We start from the raw sequence: 17344 nt of genomic DNA, 5'->3' as shown, positions 1-17344 counted from the left end.
GCGCAGCGACTTTGTCGCTGCGCCATTTGTATTTCTACACATGTCATTTATTAAGGCAGAGCTAAGTAAATTGTTCCTCCGTTTGTTCCATTCATTTCCCAATCGAGGCGGAAGCGTGTAGGGCAATCCCCATTAGTGATAAGCTGATTGGTGTTATCATAACCAAAAGTAACTGTAGCTTTTTTGTTTTGGTCATCAGGAATTTGATGAACTTTAACTCCTGAGCAAGGATCCCATCCGCAAGCTTGTTTGAATACAGTAGATGTAGTAATTTGAGTATAGAAATGATTATCGTCTCTGTTTTTACCCCAGCATACCAGATTATCATATCCGTCAGCAGAACCCAAACCGTCTTCGGTTATCACATATAAACCTATTGTTCCTGTATAAGTGATTTGTCGTGCCAGGTTCCAAGTACGGGTTGTGTTATCATCAAATGTAGCTTGAAGAGTACCGATTGCTTTATGAATAATAGTTGTGTATGCAGTACCTAATTGTATCAAAAATCCACCAGTTACATTTTCATATGTTTTTGTTCCGTTTAAAATTACCCATTTCTGGTCGGAAACCCGAGTGATTTTAAGATTTATAAGGCTGATGGTAACTTTTGCACCTGCATCACACCAATGGGTGTTGATGTTCTTTTTAACCTGTGCATTTCCTACTCTGTATAGGTTTCCTGCACAATTAAGTCCGTTGTAAGTGATGGAGTATATAATAGTGTCATTTACGATACTCGTGGAATCAATAGTAACATTGCATGGAAGCTGGGAAATTGCTTTTCCTGAATTACCCGAAAGAACACTATTTGCATCTTTAAGCACATCACCTGTGGCATTTTCGATGGCAACTTCATCTTTCGAAAGTTGCTGTAATGAATTGGAATTGGTTTCGTCGTTTTCGTCCCTGTCTTTTTTGCAGCCTGATATGCTTAAAGCTACAGCTGCGGTAAAGATTACAACCAGTTTAAAAAAATTTGTTTTCATGGTTTATCGTTTTTTAGTTTATAATTCTTTTCTTTTTCATTAATAATACACAAGAAAAAAACTTTACCCTGATATAAAATAAAAAAATTATGGTATAACCGATAAATAGAGCGTTTCTACACCGCAGGCAGAAAAGAAACCAATCGCTCCATTGCTTATATTTGTTGGAACATTAGAATGTGATGAATCAAAAAATCCACCAGTCCAGTTTGTTTCTGAAAGCATTGCCCTAATAAATTGTGCATGTTCTTCAGTAATGGAATAGCGCCTTTCTGTGATTAATGTTCCGGTTGGAAAATATATTTTTTCAACAGAAGGTGCAAAAGTCTGGCTTACATCTATTGTAGGAAGTGTGTAGTATAACAATCTTTTTTTACAACTATCAGGATTGCATTGCTGGTATCCTTCTACATTTGACCAGTCGAGTAATATTTCCCATATTGCATAATGTTTTGCATTGTAATTACTAGATACTGTAGTAATATAGAATAATCCATTATCTGTATTCATTTCATAAAGCAAAGGATGGAAATCAATTCCGGGTAATAAGCGTGTTTTTGCCGTGTATACTATATTGTTATATGATATAAATAATGTATATTGAGTTCCTGGTATTCCTGCAAAATCTGATGATGTTTTATAAATCCCTGAATTGGCCGGTTGTTCTGATAAAGTATAAACAGAGTTGAAGTCGCTTATTACCACTGCTGCACCTGTTACCGGTTTAGCTGTATCATTTAAATTATCAACAGGGAAAGAAATTTTAATAGTATGCTCTTTCTTTTCATTAGTTATCATTCCATCAACAACAATAATATTTTTTTGTTCCGATTCTAAGTCCCATGTTGTTTGCTTTTCGCATGATGCAAATAAAAAAATAATATAGATATATATCAAGCTCTTTTTCATCAGAATTTAAAATTATAAGAAATAGAAGGGATAAAGCCTGCTACAGATATTTTTGTTGGAATGATTTCATTTTGACTGTCATGGTCGGACGGAATAACAAAATTTCCATTATCATCAATGATCTTATTGAAGTCAACAGAAATAGGATTTTTTCGTGCATAAGCATTGTAAATAGTGAAAGTACAACTATGCTGAAATTTTTTAACGCTGCCGGGACGATTTAGTTTTAAGGTAACAAGCAAATCGAGGCGATGATAGTCGGGAAGTCGGTCATTATTTTTATCACCGTACAAAGGAACATTATACCCATCATAATAATAAAACCCTATTGGTGTAGTAATTGCCCCACCGGTCATGTATATCCAGTTTGCGGAAAATAACCAATGTTTTCCTGTATTATAGGAAAAATTTAAAGTGATATCATTAGGCCTGTCGTAAAATGCCGGATATGTTTCATTATTATTTACTCCTTCAATTTTCTTGAAAACACGTGAATAAGTGTAACCGAGCCACCCCGAAAATTTTCCTTCTGTTTTACGGAGCATCAGTTCAAGCCCATATGACCAGCTTTTGCCAAACCTGAGTTCACCTTCTATCAGAGGGTTGTAAAGCATGTTTGCGTGATCTTCATAATCAATCTGGTTTATACAATTTTTATAAAATGCTTCAGCAGAAAAATTCAAATTATTTTTATAAAATCGTTTTGCGTATCCCAAAGAGAATTGATCTGATTTTTGTGGCTTGATATTCGGACCACATGGAACCCATACTTCGAGTGAAGTAAAAGGGCTGATAGAATTTGAGAGAACTTGAATGAATTGTGTGGTACGACTGTAACAAGCTTTTACAGCCGAGTTTTTGCTGAAGGAATATTTTAAATTTATTCTTGGCTCAGGCGAAGATGCAGTGTAATACGATTCTTTATCGCCAACCAATAGTGTGTCGATAACTTCGTAACTGGAATTAAAATAATAAACTGAAGTTTCGCCAATATTTCTCCAAACAGGTAAACGCAATCCGTAATAAACAGAAAGCTTATCAGTAATAGTTTGTTCATTGCTTATATATATATCAATTTCGCGTGAATTATAACGTGGTATAACTGGTGTGCTTTTTTGAATAAGGCTATCGGTAAAGTGAACGTTGCCGGGGTTTGAAGCATGAGAGCTTATTTCTATTCCTGTTTTTAAAGTGTTCAAAGCATTTGCATAATATGTGAAATCGGTTTTAATTGTGCCATTTGAAATGGAAGAATTCCAGTAATCGCTGTATTCTTTTGAGAGGTAGAGGTAATAGTTATATTTGCTTGAATAAATTGTCGTATTTGAAAAAAGTTTTTTATTGTAAATATGATTCCACCGGATCGTGCCTAAAACATTATTCCAGTTTATACCGTAATTATTCTTAGAACCCGATAGGCTTCTGCTAAGCAAATCATTCCCGACATAAAAAGAAATAAAAAACCGATCGTTCTCGGTAGCTATATAATTTAATTTTGTATTAATATCAAAAAAAATTATTTTCATATTTGTCCCGCTTAATGAGCTTAGCCAGTTCATATTTGAGCGGCGGCCGGAAAAAAAGAAAGAACTTTTATCTTTTTTAAAAGGTCCTTCAATAGTAATGTTGGATGTGAAAGGTCCCATGCTTCCTGAAAGGAAGGCTTCTTTCATGTTGCCGTCTTTTGTTTTTATGTCGATTACTGAAGACAGGCGTCCACCGTAGCTTGCGGGGAAATCACCTTTATACGCTTCCACATCTTTAATAGCATCGGGAGCAATTGCAGTAAAGAAACCAAAGAAATGCGAAGGATTATAAATTGGCGCTTCATCAACAAGAATAAGATTTTGATCGCTGTTGCCACCACGCACATAAAACAGCGTGGAGCCATCACCGTATGCTTTGATACCAGGGACAGCCTGAAGCGATTTTATTATGTCCACATCACCAACAAAACCGGGCATCTGGCGTATCGCTCTCGGGTTTAATTTCATATTGCTAAGAGGACTTACTAATTTTTCATTCTCCTTGTCGGCAACAATTTCAACAGCTTTTATTTCAAAGTTGGATGCTTCCAATTCGTATGAAATTTTTTTATTTTCTTTTAAATCAATATGATGAGAAATGCTTGTATATCCTATGAAAGAGTATATAATATCATAATCCCCCTCGGGTAAAGTAAGCGAATAAAATCCATAACCATTGGTGAAAGTGCCCATAATAGTGCCTTTTGCATATACGGTTGCACCAATAAGGATTTCGCCGGTTTTGGAATCTTTTAAGTAACCACTTATAGTATATTTCTTTTTTTCTTTAGAATTGGTTGAAGAAGCTATAGTATTCTGAAAAGACTCTTTTTGTAAGGGTCGTAAAACAATTTGTTTTTCAATGATTAAATATTCGATTCCGTTTTCGGTGAAAATTTTTTCAAAGACTTCTTTCACCGTTTTATTTTTTGCTTTTATGGTTACTTTATTATTTAAAGGGATCTGTGTTGAACTGTATGTAAAATTGATTTGTGTAAGCTCGGTAATTTTTGTCATTACTTCGCTTATGGTAACATTTTTCAGGTTTACAGAAATTTTCTGATTCAAATCTTGTGCATGTGTGTTTTCAATGGTCAAAAAGAGAACTGCAAAAAAAGTTATTACAATTAAAATCGGTGATTTTAGGAAGTATGTAAGTAAATTGTTACTTCGTTTCATATCCGGACAGTTCAATCTGTTTACCCGATTTTTTTGTTACCCGAAGTTTAAAAGTACTTTCAATTAAAGTAAGAATCTGTTCGAGTGATTTATTAGAGTATGAGCCGGTAAACTTAAGTCCGGAAAGTTTTTTATCGGTAATTGATATGTTGGCATTAAAATGTTTATTCAGGATTTCAATCACATTACTTAATGAATCATCAGCGAATATGAGGGTATTCGTTTTCCATGCAATAAAATTATCGTCGGTGTTTTTCGTTTCAGAAATTTTTTGCTCAGCTTTATTAAATTCGGCTTTTTCTCCCGGTTCAAGCATGGTCTTTTCAGAAGAATTATTTTTATCATAAACGGCTACTTTTCCTGTTTTAACAATTACTTCCACATTCCCGTTTTTATTGGCATTAACATAAAATGAAGTTCCTACGACTTCAACAATTATTTCATTGGCTGCAATTTTAAAAGGCTTTGATTTGTTGGGAGTAACTTCGAAAAATGCTTCGCCGGTAAGTTTTACGGCACGTTCTTTACCTTTAAATTTTTCAGGATAATTAAGAGTAGAACCTGCATTCAGCGTTACATTTGTTCCATCAGGCAGTTTCCCTTCAACTTTTTCATTTAAAGCCATCAGTTGTTTTTGCACAGGCGGGTGTTTGGTAAAAGTCAGGATAATAAAGGTTAAACCTAACAGAGCAAGAATAACTGCTGCAATGCGCATTGTCTGCCTGAAGAATGATTTATTTTTTGTATTTCCTGTTTCAAGATGAATTACTTTGGTTTCTGATTTTTGGTCAGTTGTTATTTTATTTTTCAGCTTAGCCCATTCTGCATTGGTATCAAGCGCTTCAATTTTCGATTTTTCAACGATTTCCCATATTTGTTTATAGTTGTTGAAAGCTTCCCGGTTATCAATACCTGATTTCAGCCATGCTGATAAAACTGAAAGTCCTTCGCCAGTCAGTTCACCTGCGAAATACTTTGCAATCAGATCGTGATAATATGAAGTTTCTTTTTCCATTTTAGCTAACTATTCACTCACTATACACATAAGTTTTTGTTTACCCTTATACCTTATAAAAAAAGTTTGTTGTTTATTGTTTGTCGTTCGTATTCTGTTGCATCCTTTTGTATTTCTGTCCTTTAAATTCAGATTGGTTTAGGTGGTTTATAAGACTTCCGGATTTTGATATAATTTCATCACAAAGAGAATAACTTTCTTTGAATTCTTTTTCGGAAATATATTTTCTGTCAGAAGCACGATAAAGTTGTGATTTGGTTTCATTGCATGACCCTATAGCAATACTTAGAAAATTAATAAATTCTTTATTGCCGCCACGACCAAAACCTTCAGCAATATTATCCATTACAGAACCACTGGAGTTATTGATTTGTGCTTTCAATCCAAAGTCTTTAGAGAATGTTTCTTTTGAAATATATTCAAATATAATTGAGGCTAACTTTCTTGAAAGCTGCCATATTTCTAAATCTTCAAATTTATTAATGGTTCCCATTTTTTTTTACTACAAACAATGAACAACAAACTACAAACAAAATTTTTCTTTTAATTCGACATAATAATTAATAGCAAAATAGTTATATACTCAACAAGCTTTTCGCGCATATGCTGTAAGGCCTTCGACATCTGAGTTTCAACGGTTTTAATTGAAATTTGCAGTTTGTCGGCAATTTCCTGGTATTTTAAATTTTCATACCTGCTCATAATAAAAATTTCCCTGCATTTTTCAGGAAGTTCATTAATGGCATCTTTAATATTTTTTTCCAGTTCATCTGTTACAAGCCTGTCAGTTTGCTCGTAACCGGCATCAGGGAAAAGGGTTTCAAATGCCAGAATATCTTTATCAAATTTTTTATTATCCCTGATATAATTTAAACTTTTATTATAAACCGATGATGCAAGATATGATTTTACGGGTTTTGATAAATCAATATGAGAACGTTTTTCCCAAAGGTTAATAAAAACATCCTGAACAATTTCTTTAGCGGTTTCAATATCCTTAACATAGCGGACAGCAAACCATGTAAGCCCTTTAAAATGATTTTTAAAAAGCTTTTCGAAAGAAACTTCATCAAGTTTTGTAACGATATTTTCGTTAGAATTTGTCAGAGATAATATTTTAGGAATACAAATATAATCAAGTTCTTGATGAAATTATTAAAGTTCAATAAAAAAGGCAGATCTAATTTTTAAATCTGCCTTAATGTTTTTTTATTTTGAGATTAATTCAGTCCTCTTCTTTTTAATAAAGGTTCTACAGATGGTTCCTGTCCACGGAATTTTTTGTACTGAACCATACCTTCGCCATCACCTGATTCTTTCAGGCAATATTTTCTGAATTTAGCAGCAAGGTCTTTATTGTAAATATCGCCGGATTTTACAAATGCATCAAAAGCATCGGCATCAAGAACAGCTGCCCAAATATAAACATAGTATCCGGCAGAGTATCCGCCACTAAAGGTATGTGAAAAATATGTTGAACGATAACGTGGCAATATTTCCGGAATTAATCCGATTTTATTCATCTGTTCTGTTTCAAATTTATCAATATCGGTAATGTTGGATTTTGAATTTAATTCATGATAATCCATGTCAAGAATAGATGCAGCAAGGTATTCGAGAGTTGCAAAGCCCTGGTTGAACAAGCCGCTTTTTACAATTTTCTCAATAAGTTTGTCGGGAATTACTTCACCGGTTTTATAATGTTTTGCATAATATTTTAAAACTTCAGGTTCGCCGGCCCAGTTTTCCATAATCTGTGAAGGTAATTCAACGTAATCGTTTGGAACGGCACCTGCGGTTCTGTTGTATTTTCCTTCGGTAAACAAACCATGTAATGCATGACCGAATTCATGGAAAAGGGTAGTAGTTTCGTCCCAATTTAATAATGCAGGAGTATTGCCTGAAGGTTTTGTAAAGTTGCAAACTACAGAAACAATAGGATTGACTTTTTTACCATTTTCCCATCCTGCATTACGGAAGCTGGTACACCATGCACCACCTCGTTTTGAATCTCTCGGGAAATAATCGAGATATAAAATTCCCAGGTGTTTTCCATCGGCTTCTTTTACTTCATATGTTTCAACATCCTTATAATAAATTGGCAGATTTGTAAGTTGGGTAAATGTAATGCCATAAAGTTTATTGGCAACATAGAACATCCCTTCACGTACATTTGAAAGGCTAAAATATGGTTGCAGTTCCGATTCTTCGAGGTCATATTTTTCTTTTCTTACTTTTTCGGAATAATACCACCAATCCCATGGCTGAAGTTTGAAGTTTCCTTTTTCTTTATCAATAATTTTTTGCATTTCTTTTACTTCTTCTTCTGCTACTGGTAATGCTGCTTTCCATAGTTTCATTAAAAATTCATCAACTTTTTCAGGAGTTTTTGCCATATTATCGTCAATAACATAAGCTGCAAAGTTTTTATATCCTAAAAGTTCAGCTTTTTCCTGACGGAGTTTTATGATTTTAGCAATAACTTTTTTGTTATCATTTTTGTTATTATTATCACCGCGCATAAAATATCCGCGATAAATTTTTTCACGCAGTTCGCGATTTTTGGCATATTGCAGGAATGGGATCATGCTGGGTTTATCAAGAGTGAAAACCCATTTCCCGTCTTTCTTGGCTTCTTTTGCTGCTTCGGCTGCTGCATCTATTGATGTTTGCGGAAGTCCTTCAAGGTCTTTTTTATTGTCAATTACCAATTGGAAATCTTTGGTTTCATTAAGAACGTTCTGGCTGAACTGTAGCTGAAGTGTAGATAATTCTGAATTTATTTTTTTAAGGGTATCCTGTTTATCTTTTGGAAGGTTAGCACCAAGCCTGATAAAATCGCGATAATATTTTTCAACAACACGAATTTGCTGACTGTCGAGTTTCATTTCATTACGCTTTTCGTAAATGGTTTTAACGCGTTTGAAAAGTTTTTCATTCATTGCTATTTCATCCCTGTGTTTCGATAACAGTGGATTCATTTTTTCAGCAATAGCCTGCATCTGGTCGTTAGTGTTTGTTTCCAGAACGTTGAAAAAAACCAGGCTGACATTGGTTAATAATTTTCCTGATTTATCATATTTAAGAATTGTATTGTCGAAAGTAGGTTCCTCGGTATTATTGATAATGGAATCGATCTCGGCATTTTGTATTTTCATCCCTTCTTCAAAAGCAGGAATGTAATGTGATGTGTCAATTTTATCGAAAGGCGGAACTTCGAAAGAAGTATTATATGCCGTAAAGAACGGGTTTGCGCTGGTATCGATTTTCTTTTTCTTAGTACATGAAGTCATAATCAAAAAGGTTAGTGCAAAAATGATAATTGGTAACTTTTTCATATTAGTTATTATTTGTGATTAATGAATTAATTATTTAGGGTATCAAAAATAATTACTTTTAATTGATTAGCAAGAATTTTTACGATGAAATATCCATTAAATGTAAACTTGCAATAACCGATATGAATAAATTCAAACAGGAATTCAATGCAGGATTTACTTTAGCAGGAAATTCACGAGTAAATATATATTCTGCTCCGATAGATACCAGGAGGTGAGAGTGAGAGACAAAAATCTATAATCATCAATAATGATGAAAATATTAAATTACCATTTCATTCGGTAATTATATTTCAAGTAAAGAAAAAATTGTTATAAAGAAATTTTCAGAATTAAGCTTTTTTCTTTTCCTCGCGCTTAGCTAATTTAGCTGCTCTTTTTTCTTTAAGAGTTTTTGTGGGAGCTTTCTTTACTGATTTTTCTTTTATTGATTTTTCTTTTGACATATTATATATTTTTATAAAATAGTTTATACAAAGATGAGAAAAATTTTTATTAAATATAAATAAATTAAACTAAAAATATTTCATGATTAAATTTTCATGTGTTTAAGTTTTTATAGTTACCCGCCTTACCAGTCGGGCAGGCCCGCCTTGCCAGTCGGGCAGATCCGCTCGCACCCCCGATATTCATCGGGGCGCAACACTGGCTTGCTCGTGAATATCCATGCATTTTTAAACGGGTAATAATAAAAAAAGCCTCACGTTTGTAAGGCTCTTTAATGATAAATGTCTGAGTAATATATAAACTATGCTAGTCTAACATTTACAGCATTTAAATCTTTTTTTCCTTGTTGCAGTTCAAAAGTAACTTCATCATTTTCTCTGATGCGGTCTTTTAAACCTGAAGAATGTACGAAATATTCTTTTCCTGATTCTGCGTCTTTAATGAATCCAAAACCTTTGGTTTCATTAAAAAATTTTACTGTTCCTTTGTTCATAAAATGAATTTAAAATTTGATTAATAATACAAAGATAAGTATTTATTTGAAAATAAGTATTAGTTATTGCAGGAAATATTTTCATAAAATGTATTTAAATATGTTCAACTAAAGACTATCGAAGTAGTGTTTAGTTATAGCTAAGAATAATACTTTTTTGATTTTATCGTGGCGAAACATTTTGTTTCCCGAATCTTTGTTTATTGTTGTTTTTCATTGCTGTATGTGGATGCGTAGTATGCCTTACGTTTGGCTTTACTGATGATGCCTGCTTTTGATGATTGAAATTATTTCGTTGTTGTTTCGGTTTTTTTACCGGGTGATGATCCATCAAAGGAAAGGGATGATTTTCAACTACAGGGATTTTTTTTCCTATCAGTTTTTCAATGTCGCGTAAATACTCTTTTTCTTCGGCATCGCAAAATGAATAAGCCGTTCCTTTTGCGCCGGCTCTGCCTGTTCGTCCAATACGGTGCACATATGTTTCGGCAATATTGGAAAGTTCAAAATTGATGACGAATTCCATGTCTTCTACATCAATTCCGCGTGAAGCGATATCTGTTGCCACTAATACTCTTGTCGTTTGTTCTTTGAAATTTGCTAAAGCCCGCTGGCGTGCTCCCTGTGATTTATTGCCATGGATGGCTTCAGCTTTGATTTTATTCTTATCCAGTATTTTTACCACCTTGTCGGCGCCATGTTTGGTTCGTGTAAAAACCAAAGCGGTCTTAATAGTTGAATCTTTCAGTAAGTGTAAAAGCAAAGCATTTTTATTTCCTTTGTCAACAAAAAATACATTTTGCTTGATAATATCGACAGTAGGAGCAGAGGGTGTAATATCAATTCTGAAAGGATGATTCAAAATGGAATTAGAAAGTTTTACAATTTCGGCGGGCATGGTAGCCGAGAAAAAAAGTGTCTGACGTTTGCGAGGCAGCGCTGCTATTATTCTTTTTACATCATTTATAAAACCCATATCCAGCATACGATCGGCTTCATCAAGTACAAAAATTTCAATATCATGTAATGATACAAATCCCTGGTTCATCAAATCGAGTAAGCGACCGGGTGTTGCCACCAGAATGTCTACGCCCTGTTTCAATGAAGCTGTTTGCGGATTTTGATTTACACCGCCAAAAACTACAGTGCTTGTTAAGCCTGTAAATCGGCCGTATGCCTGTATACTTTCATTTATCTGGATTGCAAGTTCGCGGGTTGGTGTTACAATCAAACTTCTTATCTTCCTTTTTTTGTTGAATGTTTTTGAAGCAAATAATAACTGTAAAATTGGAATTGTGAATGCAGCAGTTTTGCCTGTGCCTGTTTGTGCGCAACCCAGCAGATCGGTGCCCTGCAATATAACAGGAATGGATTCTTTCTGAATGGGCGTGGGTGTTTTATAACCTTCCTGTTGTAATGATTTAAGAATAGGTTCAATAATGTTTAATGATTGAAATGACATAAATTAATTAAAGTAATTTTTTTGTGACCAAAGCCTGACTAATTATAAGGAGGGAAATGTCCGTAAGTTGATTTCTCTGCAAAGATAAGGTTTTTATTTGATTTATACCGATACGGAAATGATTTATTCATAACTTATTTTATTTTAAAGGTATTCATGAGCTCACAAGTTCGGTTGCAAAAATTTCCTATCCGCGACAAGTCGGGATAAATCGGCATAACAGAATCTAAGCACATTTTGCTTATTTCGACAATGCTCAATAACCATTACAAATCTGCTAAGATTCTGTATAACAGAATTTGGAATATTCCGCTTTCATTATTTGTAATTTGAAAGCTGTGCAATAATACGTCCGCCATTTGTTCCGCCGCCGGGACCAAGTTCAATTGTTTTAGCTGCTGAGGCTATCAGCAGAGGTTCATGAGTAACACAGACAATAGTATTTCCTTCTTCAATAAGTTCATCGAAAAGGTTCATCAATTTATCAATATCTTTCGGATGCAAACCGCCTGTAGGTTCATCCAAAAGGATAAGTGTGTTGTTGTTTGTTTTGGATGAAAGTCCTGAAACCAGCTTCAGTCGCTGTAATTCACCGGTAGATAATGTTTTCAGTGAGCGACCACACGACAGGTATTCAAGTCCTGTTTTATGAATAAGCTCAAGAATTAATTTTGTTTGTGTTTTTAATTTGCTCTGAAGATGGACATCGAAAAATAGTGATAATTCATTGAAAGGAAATTGCAACACATCGTAAATGGTTTTTTTGTCAATCATTATTTCGAGTGTTTCCTCATTGAAACCTATGCCTACGCAATGTTCGCAGGGAGAAATAACATCATTGAAAAAATCCATGCTGACCTGGTTGAACCCTGTTCCTTCGCATGTTATGCAACGACTTTCGCGTGTACCGCTGATAAAATGTAAAGATTTATAATTACGTTTTTTGCTTTCTTCTGTTGAAGCAAAAATTTTGGAAATAATTTCCGATAGCCCAAGCATGCTGCCAATTGTGGCATTGCGCCCTTTGCCATGCACCGGTTGTTCGATATAAATAAGATCGGAAAAATTTTCAAATCCTGAAATAGTTGAACAATCAAACGGTTTCCCTGAAGAATAACTTTCAAAAATAACTTTATCAAGAAGGCTGGTTTTCCCGCTGCCACTCACTCCTGTTATCACGGTCATTATTCCCGAAGGAATTTCCACGTCAATATTCTGAAGGTTATTAGCATGTGCTTTTGTTATGCTCAAACCTTTTCCGGGATTTCCTTTATTTTTTAAATGTTCAGAAACCTTTAATTCTTGATGTGAAAAACCTTTTGTACTGCCCGAATAAATTATTTGTCCGCCTTCGTTACCGGCACCGGGTCCCAGTTCAATGGTATATTTAGATTTTTCTAAAAGAACAGGTGAATGTTCAACCATGATCACGCTGTTTCCATACTGGTTCAGGTTTTCGATGAGCTTGCTGATGTGTAGGGTATCTTTAGGATGTAAGCCGAAAGAAGGTTCGTCAAGAATATATGCAACTCCGGTAAATGGCGCTCTTACAAGTCCTGCAAGTTGCAAGCGCTGAAACTCGCCGCCTGAAAGCGTTCCCACAATCCTGTCTGTGGAAATATATCCTAATCCTGCTTTCAGTAAGGCATCAAGACGACTTTTAATATTTTCAAGAAAAGATGAAGCTGCTTTTTTTTCTAAATCATTTTCGAATGTTCCGGTAAAATCATTATTAAAAAATTGTAATGCATCTTCGGCGGTAAATGCTGTAACCTGCCCAATATGCAATGTGTTAATAAAATATTTCAGCATTTCAGGTTTTAGCCGGAACCCATTACAGTTGCTGCATTTCATGCTTTTCATCAAATCAAGCATGGCATCACCGCGAGCATCATTATGTTTGCGAAAATATTCAGTTTCTACAAGTTTTAGAAATCCGGGCCAGTTTGTTTTAAGTTTATGAATGCCTTGATGCGCGCCGCGTTTATAGTTCCATTCCACATCGAATATTTCTTCACCACAAACATTCATGGCCATTTCTTTTGCTTTGCCATCAAGTTCTTTGTAGGGAACAGAAAAATCAATTCCGTATTTTTTACCAACGGTCAAAAGAGCTGCGATATATTGTCCGTATGGATCGCCATAAAAACTTCCGGTTTTGTTTCCATCCAGGGCTCCTGCTATCAGTGGTTTTTGGGGATGTGTAACTAATTTGTCCGAATCACAGACCGTAAGGGTTCCCAAACCTTTGCATACAGGGCATGCGCCTTCTTCGCTGTTAAATGAGAATGCTGTTGATAATGGATTCGTATTTTTATCAGTTGATTTTGCAAGCCTGCTGAACATTAAACGATACAAATCATAAAGCCCGGTATATGTTGCGATGGTTGAACGCGGGTTATTCACCGGATTTTTTTTCTGTAAAGAAATTGCAGGTACCAATCCATGACTTTCCTGTAATACCGGTGTTCCTGCTTTTGCTGCGAACTGTTTGATATATGATGACATTCCTTCAAGAAATCTTCGTTGGCTTTCGGCATAAAGTGTTCCGTAAACCAAAGATGATTTGCCACTGCCTGAAACTCCCGTTACTGCTGTAATTGCGTCAACAGGAAATGATGCATCAATATTTTTAAGATTATTTGTTTCCACTCCGTTTAATTTAATTGGAGCTTCAATTGTGTCATTGCTGCATGGAATATTTGAAGTTCTTTTTACCGAAGCATCGCGTGATAAAAATTTTATGAGCTCAGAAGCAGTAATGGATCCAGGATGTTGTATCAAATCATTTACAAAGCCTTCTGCTACAATGGTACCTCCTTCATCAGCGCTTCCCGGACCAAGATCAACCATCCAGCCGGACTGAAGAATGAAAGAAGGATCGTGTTCAATGCATAGCAGCGTGTGACCTTTACTGATAAGCTTTTTCAATGCTTGTGTAAGAATATCTACATCAGCCATGTGCAGTCCTGTTGTTGGTTCATCCAGGATATATAATGTTTGTCCGCTGGCTGAGCGTGAAAGCTCAGTTGCCAGTTTAACCCGTTGCGCTTCGCCACCCGACAGAGTTGTAGAAGGCTGCCCTAGCTTGAGATAACCTAATCCTAATTCTGACAGTATTCCTGTTATTGCAGTTATTTTTTTATGTCCTTCAAAGAATAAGTGAGCTTCATCAACTGTCAGTTCAAGAATATTGAAAATGTTAAGTCCCTTATATTTTATTTCAAGTGTTTCTTCAGTAAAACGTTTTCCTTCGCACACATCGCAAACCACTTCAACGTTTCCGAGAAAATGCATTCCTATTTGCTGAACACCTGCACCACCGCAGCTTTCGCAACGTCCGCCTTTTACCACAAAAGAGAATTGTCCCTTCTTATAACCTCTTTGATGCGACTCAGGTAATGCTGCAAGCAGGTCGCGCACATGATCGGATAAACCTGTGTATGTTGCCGGGTTGCTTTTGGGTGTGCGACCGATAGGGGAGGAATCAATATGAATCACTTTACGGAAAATTTCAGTTCCTCCTGTTTTTTGTATAATGGTATTTTCAATAAGAAAATTCACCAGGCTTGTTTTTCCGCTGCCCGAAACGCCCGTGATCACATTGCATGCATTAATTAAAAAGCGTGGTGAAATATCCTGAAGATTATTTTTATTTGCATTTTCTATTGTGAAAAAAGTATTTTTATCCGTCCTGATTGGCTCTGAATCATGATCTTTTTTTTCAATAAGATATTTTCTTGTGATACTTTCGGATTCCTGTTGATTGAAAAATTTTTCTGTAGAACCATTATAAAGAATTTTGCCGCCGGCTTTTCCTGCACCCGGACCAATATCAATTATCCAATCTGCTTCACGCATACTTTGTTCATCATGGTCTACGACCATCACTGTATTTCCATTGTTCACCAGGGTGCGCATTACTTCAAGCAACAGATGATGTTCTGAAGGATGTAATCCTGCACTTGGTTCATCAAGAATATAAAGTACATTACGCAATCCTGTGGCTGCCTGGTTTGCAAGGCGTATGCGTTGAGCTTCTCCACCGCTCAAAGAAAGAGATTCCCTGTTCAGTGAAAGATGACCGGCTCCAAGTTTCATCAGCAGCGTAGTTCGTTTGAGTATGGCCTCGCGAACAGGTTCTGCAATCAATGATTCGTTGGTTTCAATTTTCAATTCACTGAAGAACGAATGTATTTGTTTGATGCTCATTTCTGAAAAAGCAGAAATATCGCGATCCCAGAGTTTCACTGACAGCGCTTTTTCATTCAGCCGTTTTCCGTTACATTGTGTACAGGTGTGGGAGCGTGTGAAGCGCATGATGTTCGGGTTGCGTTCACGTCGCAGAATTTCTTCCATCACCGGAAGTATTCCTTTATAATAATCTTCTTCGCGTGGTTTTGCTGTAATGCCTGTCCATTTTAATCTCGATTCAAGAGGATGCTTGCCAAACAAAACTTTTATTTTTGAAGAACCATTTAGTACCACATTTTTTTGTTCATCAGTAAGGTACTGCCATGGAATGTCTACATTGAAACCTTCTGCACGGCACACCTGGTCGAGCACATCCATGGTAACCTGCGAGTATACAATATAATTATTTGGTGTTGTTAAAATGAAAGCGCCACCGCGAATGGTTTTGGAAGCATCGGCAATAAGAAGGTCGGGGTCGATATGATCCTGTACGCCCAAACCCTTACATGCAGGGCAATATCCATCGGGAAGGTTGAAGGAAAATAAACTGCGATAAGGATGTAAGTCCTGAATAGTTGATTTCCCAAGGCGTGCAAAAAGCAAACGTAAATGGTCGTATAATTCGGTAAGGGTACCAACTGTTGAGCGTGGACTGCGAACAATATTATTTTGATCAACTGAAATTACCGGGAATAACCCTTCAATCCGTGAAGCTTTGGGGCGCGTAAGTTTTGCTGATGACAATCGGCCGCCAGTAAAATTCTCAAAAAAAAGGCGATGTCCTTCAGTGCATAATACATCGTATACCAGGCTGGTTTTGCCGCTACCAGAAACACCTGTTACTGCAATAAGCTGATAATGGGGTATGCGAAGCGAAACATTTTTTAAATTGTTTTCACTGGCGTTTTCTATAATGATCTCGCGCATGGTAGTGTATTATTCAGGATACGAAAATAGACTGAAATATTCACACTCAAAAATTAAATTGCTGAAAAATTTGGAGAACGATAATTATAACGGTTTGCGGCTACAAGAAGTTGGCGAATTCGGAGACGAAAACTGTCTGCCACCACTGAACTTCCTACGAAGCACAAAACTTCATTTAACCACTGTCCCCCAATTTCTTAACCCGTGTGTGTGCCCTGCATGTGCTATGCAGAACCCACTCCGCAAGGTTCTTTTTAGATGCTAAAATACAAATTTAATTGAAAGTGAAAAGCGAAGTGAGAGGAAACAATTTTCTAAAGGGTGCAAGTCCCTTATACGCGGGTGTAACGCCCTGAAGTATTAGCAAGTCGCAAGGTGGTTTACCGTGAGGTATGCACTGAAGGAAGCGAGACTGCAAAATCTGGTACTGACGAACAGGAACGGAATATGAGGCATTATTGTTCGGGTGAGCAAGCACAGCATTGCAATGCCCAAAGAATACAAGAAGAACAATGATGTAGATTTCGCAGGCATCGGACGAAAGAATAGCACTTACCAGGGGAGGTCTTGGAGCAGATTCGTTCTGCAAACCAAGAAGTCAGCAGAAGTCATAGTAACAGCAGAAACGAGTTGTAATAGAACTACAGAGGACTCACAAAAACTGCGAAGGACTGAACATTAAGATGTTCCAAATGCAACAAGGAAACACTTGTGTTAGCCTTGCTATAAGCGGAACAGAGCATAAGAAATAAACAAGATGATTGAGCAAGTATTAAACCGAAGAAACATAATGCAGGCATACCGCCATGTATTGAAGAACAAAGGTTCGGCAGGCGTGGATGGCATGACTGTAAAAGACCTGTACAAA

At 36.1% G+C, this 17344-nt stretch carries 11 protein-coding genes; 1 reads left to right on the top strand and 10 read right to left on the bottom strand.

Annotated elements, in window-relative coordinates:
• Nucleotides 1-50: 50 nt before the first annotated feature.
• The 7 genes from PKK00_06645 to PKK00_06615 form a co-directional block, all read right to left on the bottom strand.
• Nucleotides 51-986 carry a hypothetical protein gene (locus tag PKK00_06645; protein ID HNW98072.1) on the bottom strand — a complete coding sequence of 312 codons (936 nt, stop codon included), beginning with the start codon at nucleotides 984-986 and terminating at the stop codon, nucleotides 51-53.
• Nucleotides 987-1073: 87 nt separating this feature from the next.
• Complete coding sequence (locus tag PKK00_06640; GenBank protein HNW98071.1) at nucleotides 1074-1895, bottom strand: DUF4249 family protein; 822 nt, start codon at nucleotides 1893-1895, stop codon at nucleotides 1074-1076.
• Nucleotides 1895-4600: a TonB-dependent receptor gene (locus tag PKK00_06635; protein HNW98070.1), complete on the bottom strand. Its 2706-nt coding sequence runs from the start codon at nucleotides 4598-4600 to the stop codon at nucleotides 1895-1897. Before PKK00_06635 ends, PKK00_06640 begins: the two co-directional genes overlap by 1 nt.
• Entirely contained in the window at nucleotides 4587-5615 is a 1029-nt protein-coding gene (locus tag PKK00_06630; GenBank protein HNW98069.1) for a FecR domain-containing protein, read from the bottom strand. The genes PKK00_06635 and PKK00_06630 overlap by 14 nt, the downstream gene beginning before the upstream one ends.
• A gap of 73 nt (nucleotides 5616-5688) precedes the next feature.
• On the bottom strand, nucleotides 5689-6108 hold the full coding sequence (locus PKK00_06625; GenBank protein ID HNW98068.1) for a four helix bundle protein: 420 nt from the start codon (nucleotides 6106-6108) through the stop codon (nucleotides 5689-5691).
• 50 nt (nucleotides 6109-6158) lie between these two features.
• The gene (locus tag PKK00_06620; protein HNW98067.1) at nucleotides 6159-6701 is read right to left on the bottom strand and encodes an RNA polymerase sigma-70 factor; all 543 of its coding nucleotides are present in this window, start codon (nucleotides 6699-6701) and stop codon (nucleotides 6159-6161) included.
• A 134-nt stretch (nucleotides 6702-6835) separates the two neighbouring features.
• Nucleotides 6836-8953, bottom strand: a complete 2118-nt coding sequence (locus tag PKK00_06615; protein ID HNW98066.1) for a M3 family metallopeptidase — start codon at nucleotides 8951-8953, stop codon at nucleotides 6836-6838.
• Between the two features lie 62 nt (nucleotides 8954-9015).
• On the opposite strand from PKK00_06615, the gene PKK00_06610 reads away from it, so the two are divergent.
• Nucleotides 9016-9171 carry a hypothetical protein gene (locus PKK00_06610; GenBank protein HNW98065.1) on the top strand — a complete coding sequence of 52 codons (156 nt, stop codon included), beginning with the start codon at nucleotides 9016-9018 and terminating at the stop codon, nucleotides 9169-9171.
• 530 nt (nucleotides 9172-9701) lie between these two features.
• Here PKK00_06610 and PKK00_06605 read toward each other — a convergent pair.
• The 3 genes from PKK00_06605 to PKK00_06595 all read right to left on the bottom strand — a co-directional run bounded on the left by PKK00_06605 (nucleotide 9702) and on the right by PKK00_06595 (nucleotide 16476).
• Nucleotides 9702-9893 carry a cold shock domain-containing protein gene (locus PKK00_06605; protein HNW98064.1) on the bottom strand — a complete coding sequence of 64 codons (192 nt, stop codon included), beginning with the start codon at nucleotides 9891-9893 and terminating at the stop codon, nucleotides 9702-9704.
• 163 nt (nucleotides 9894-10056) lie between these two features.
• Nucleotides 10057-11355 carry a DEAD/DEAH box helicase gene (locus PKK00_06600; protein ID HNW98063.1) on the bottom strand — a complete coding sequence of 433 codons (1299 nt, stop codon included), beginning with the start codon at nucleotides 11353-11355 and terminating at the stop codon, nucleotides 10057-10059.
• 318 nt (nucleotides 11356-11673) lie between these two features.
• A complete protein-coding gene (locus PKK00_06595; protein HNW98062.1) occupies nucleotides 11674-16476 on the bottom strand; it encodes an ATP-binding cassette domain-containing protein in 4803 nt (1600 codons plus the stop codon).
• Nucleotides 16477-17344 lie beyond the last annotated feature (868 nt).

This window comes from Bacteroidales bacterium (assembly GCA_035353855.1).
GTDB lineage: Bacteria > Bacteroidota > Bacteroidia > Bacteroidales > CG2-30-32-10 > DAOQAK01.
The sequence above is the reverse complement of the archived record's forward strand: the minus strand, read 5'-3'. Positions and strand labels throughout refer to the sequence as shown.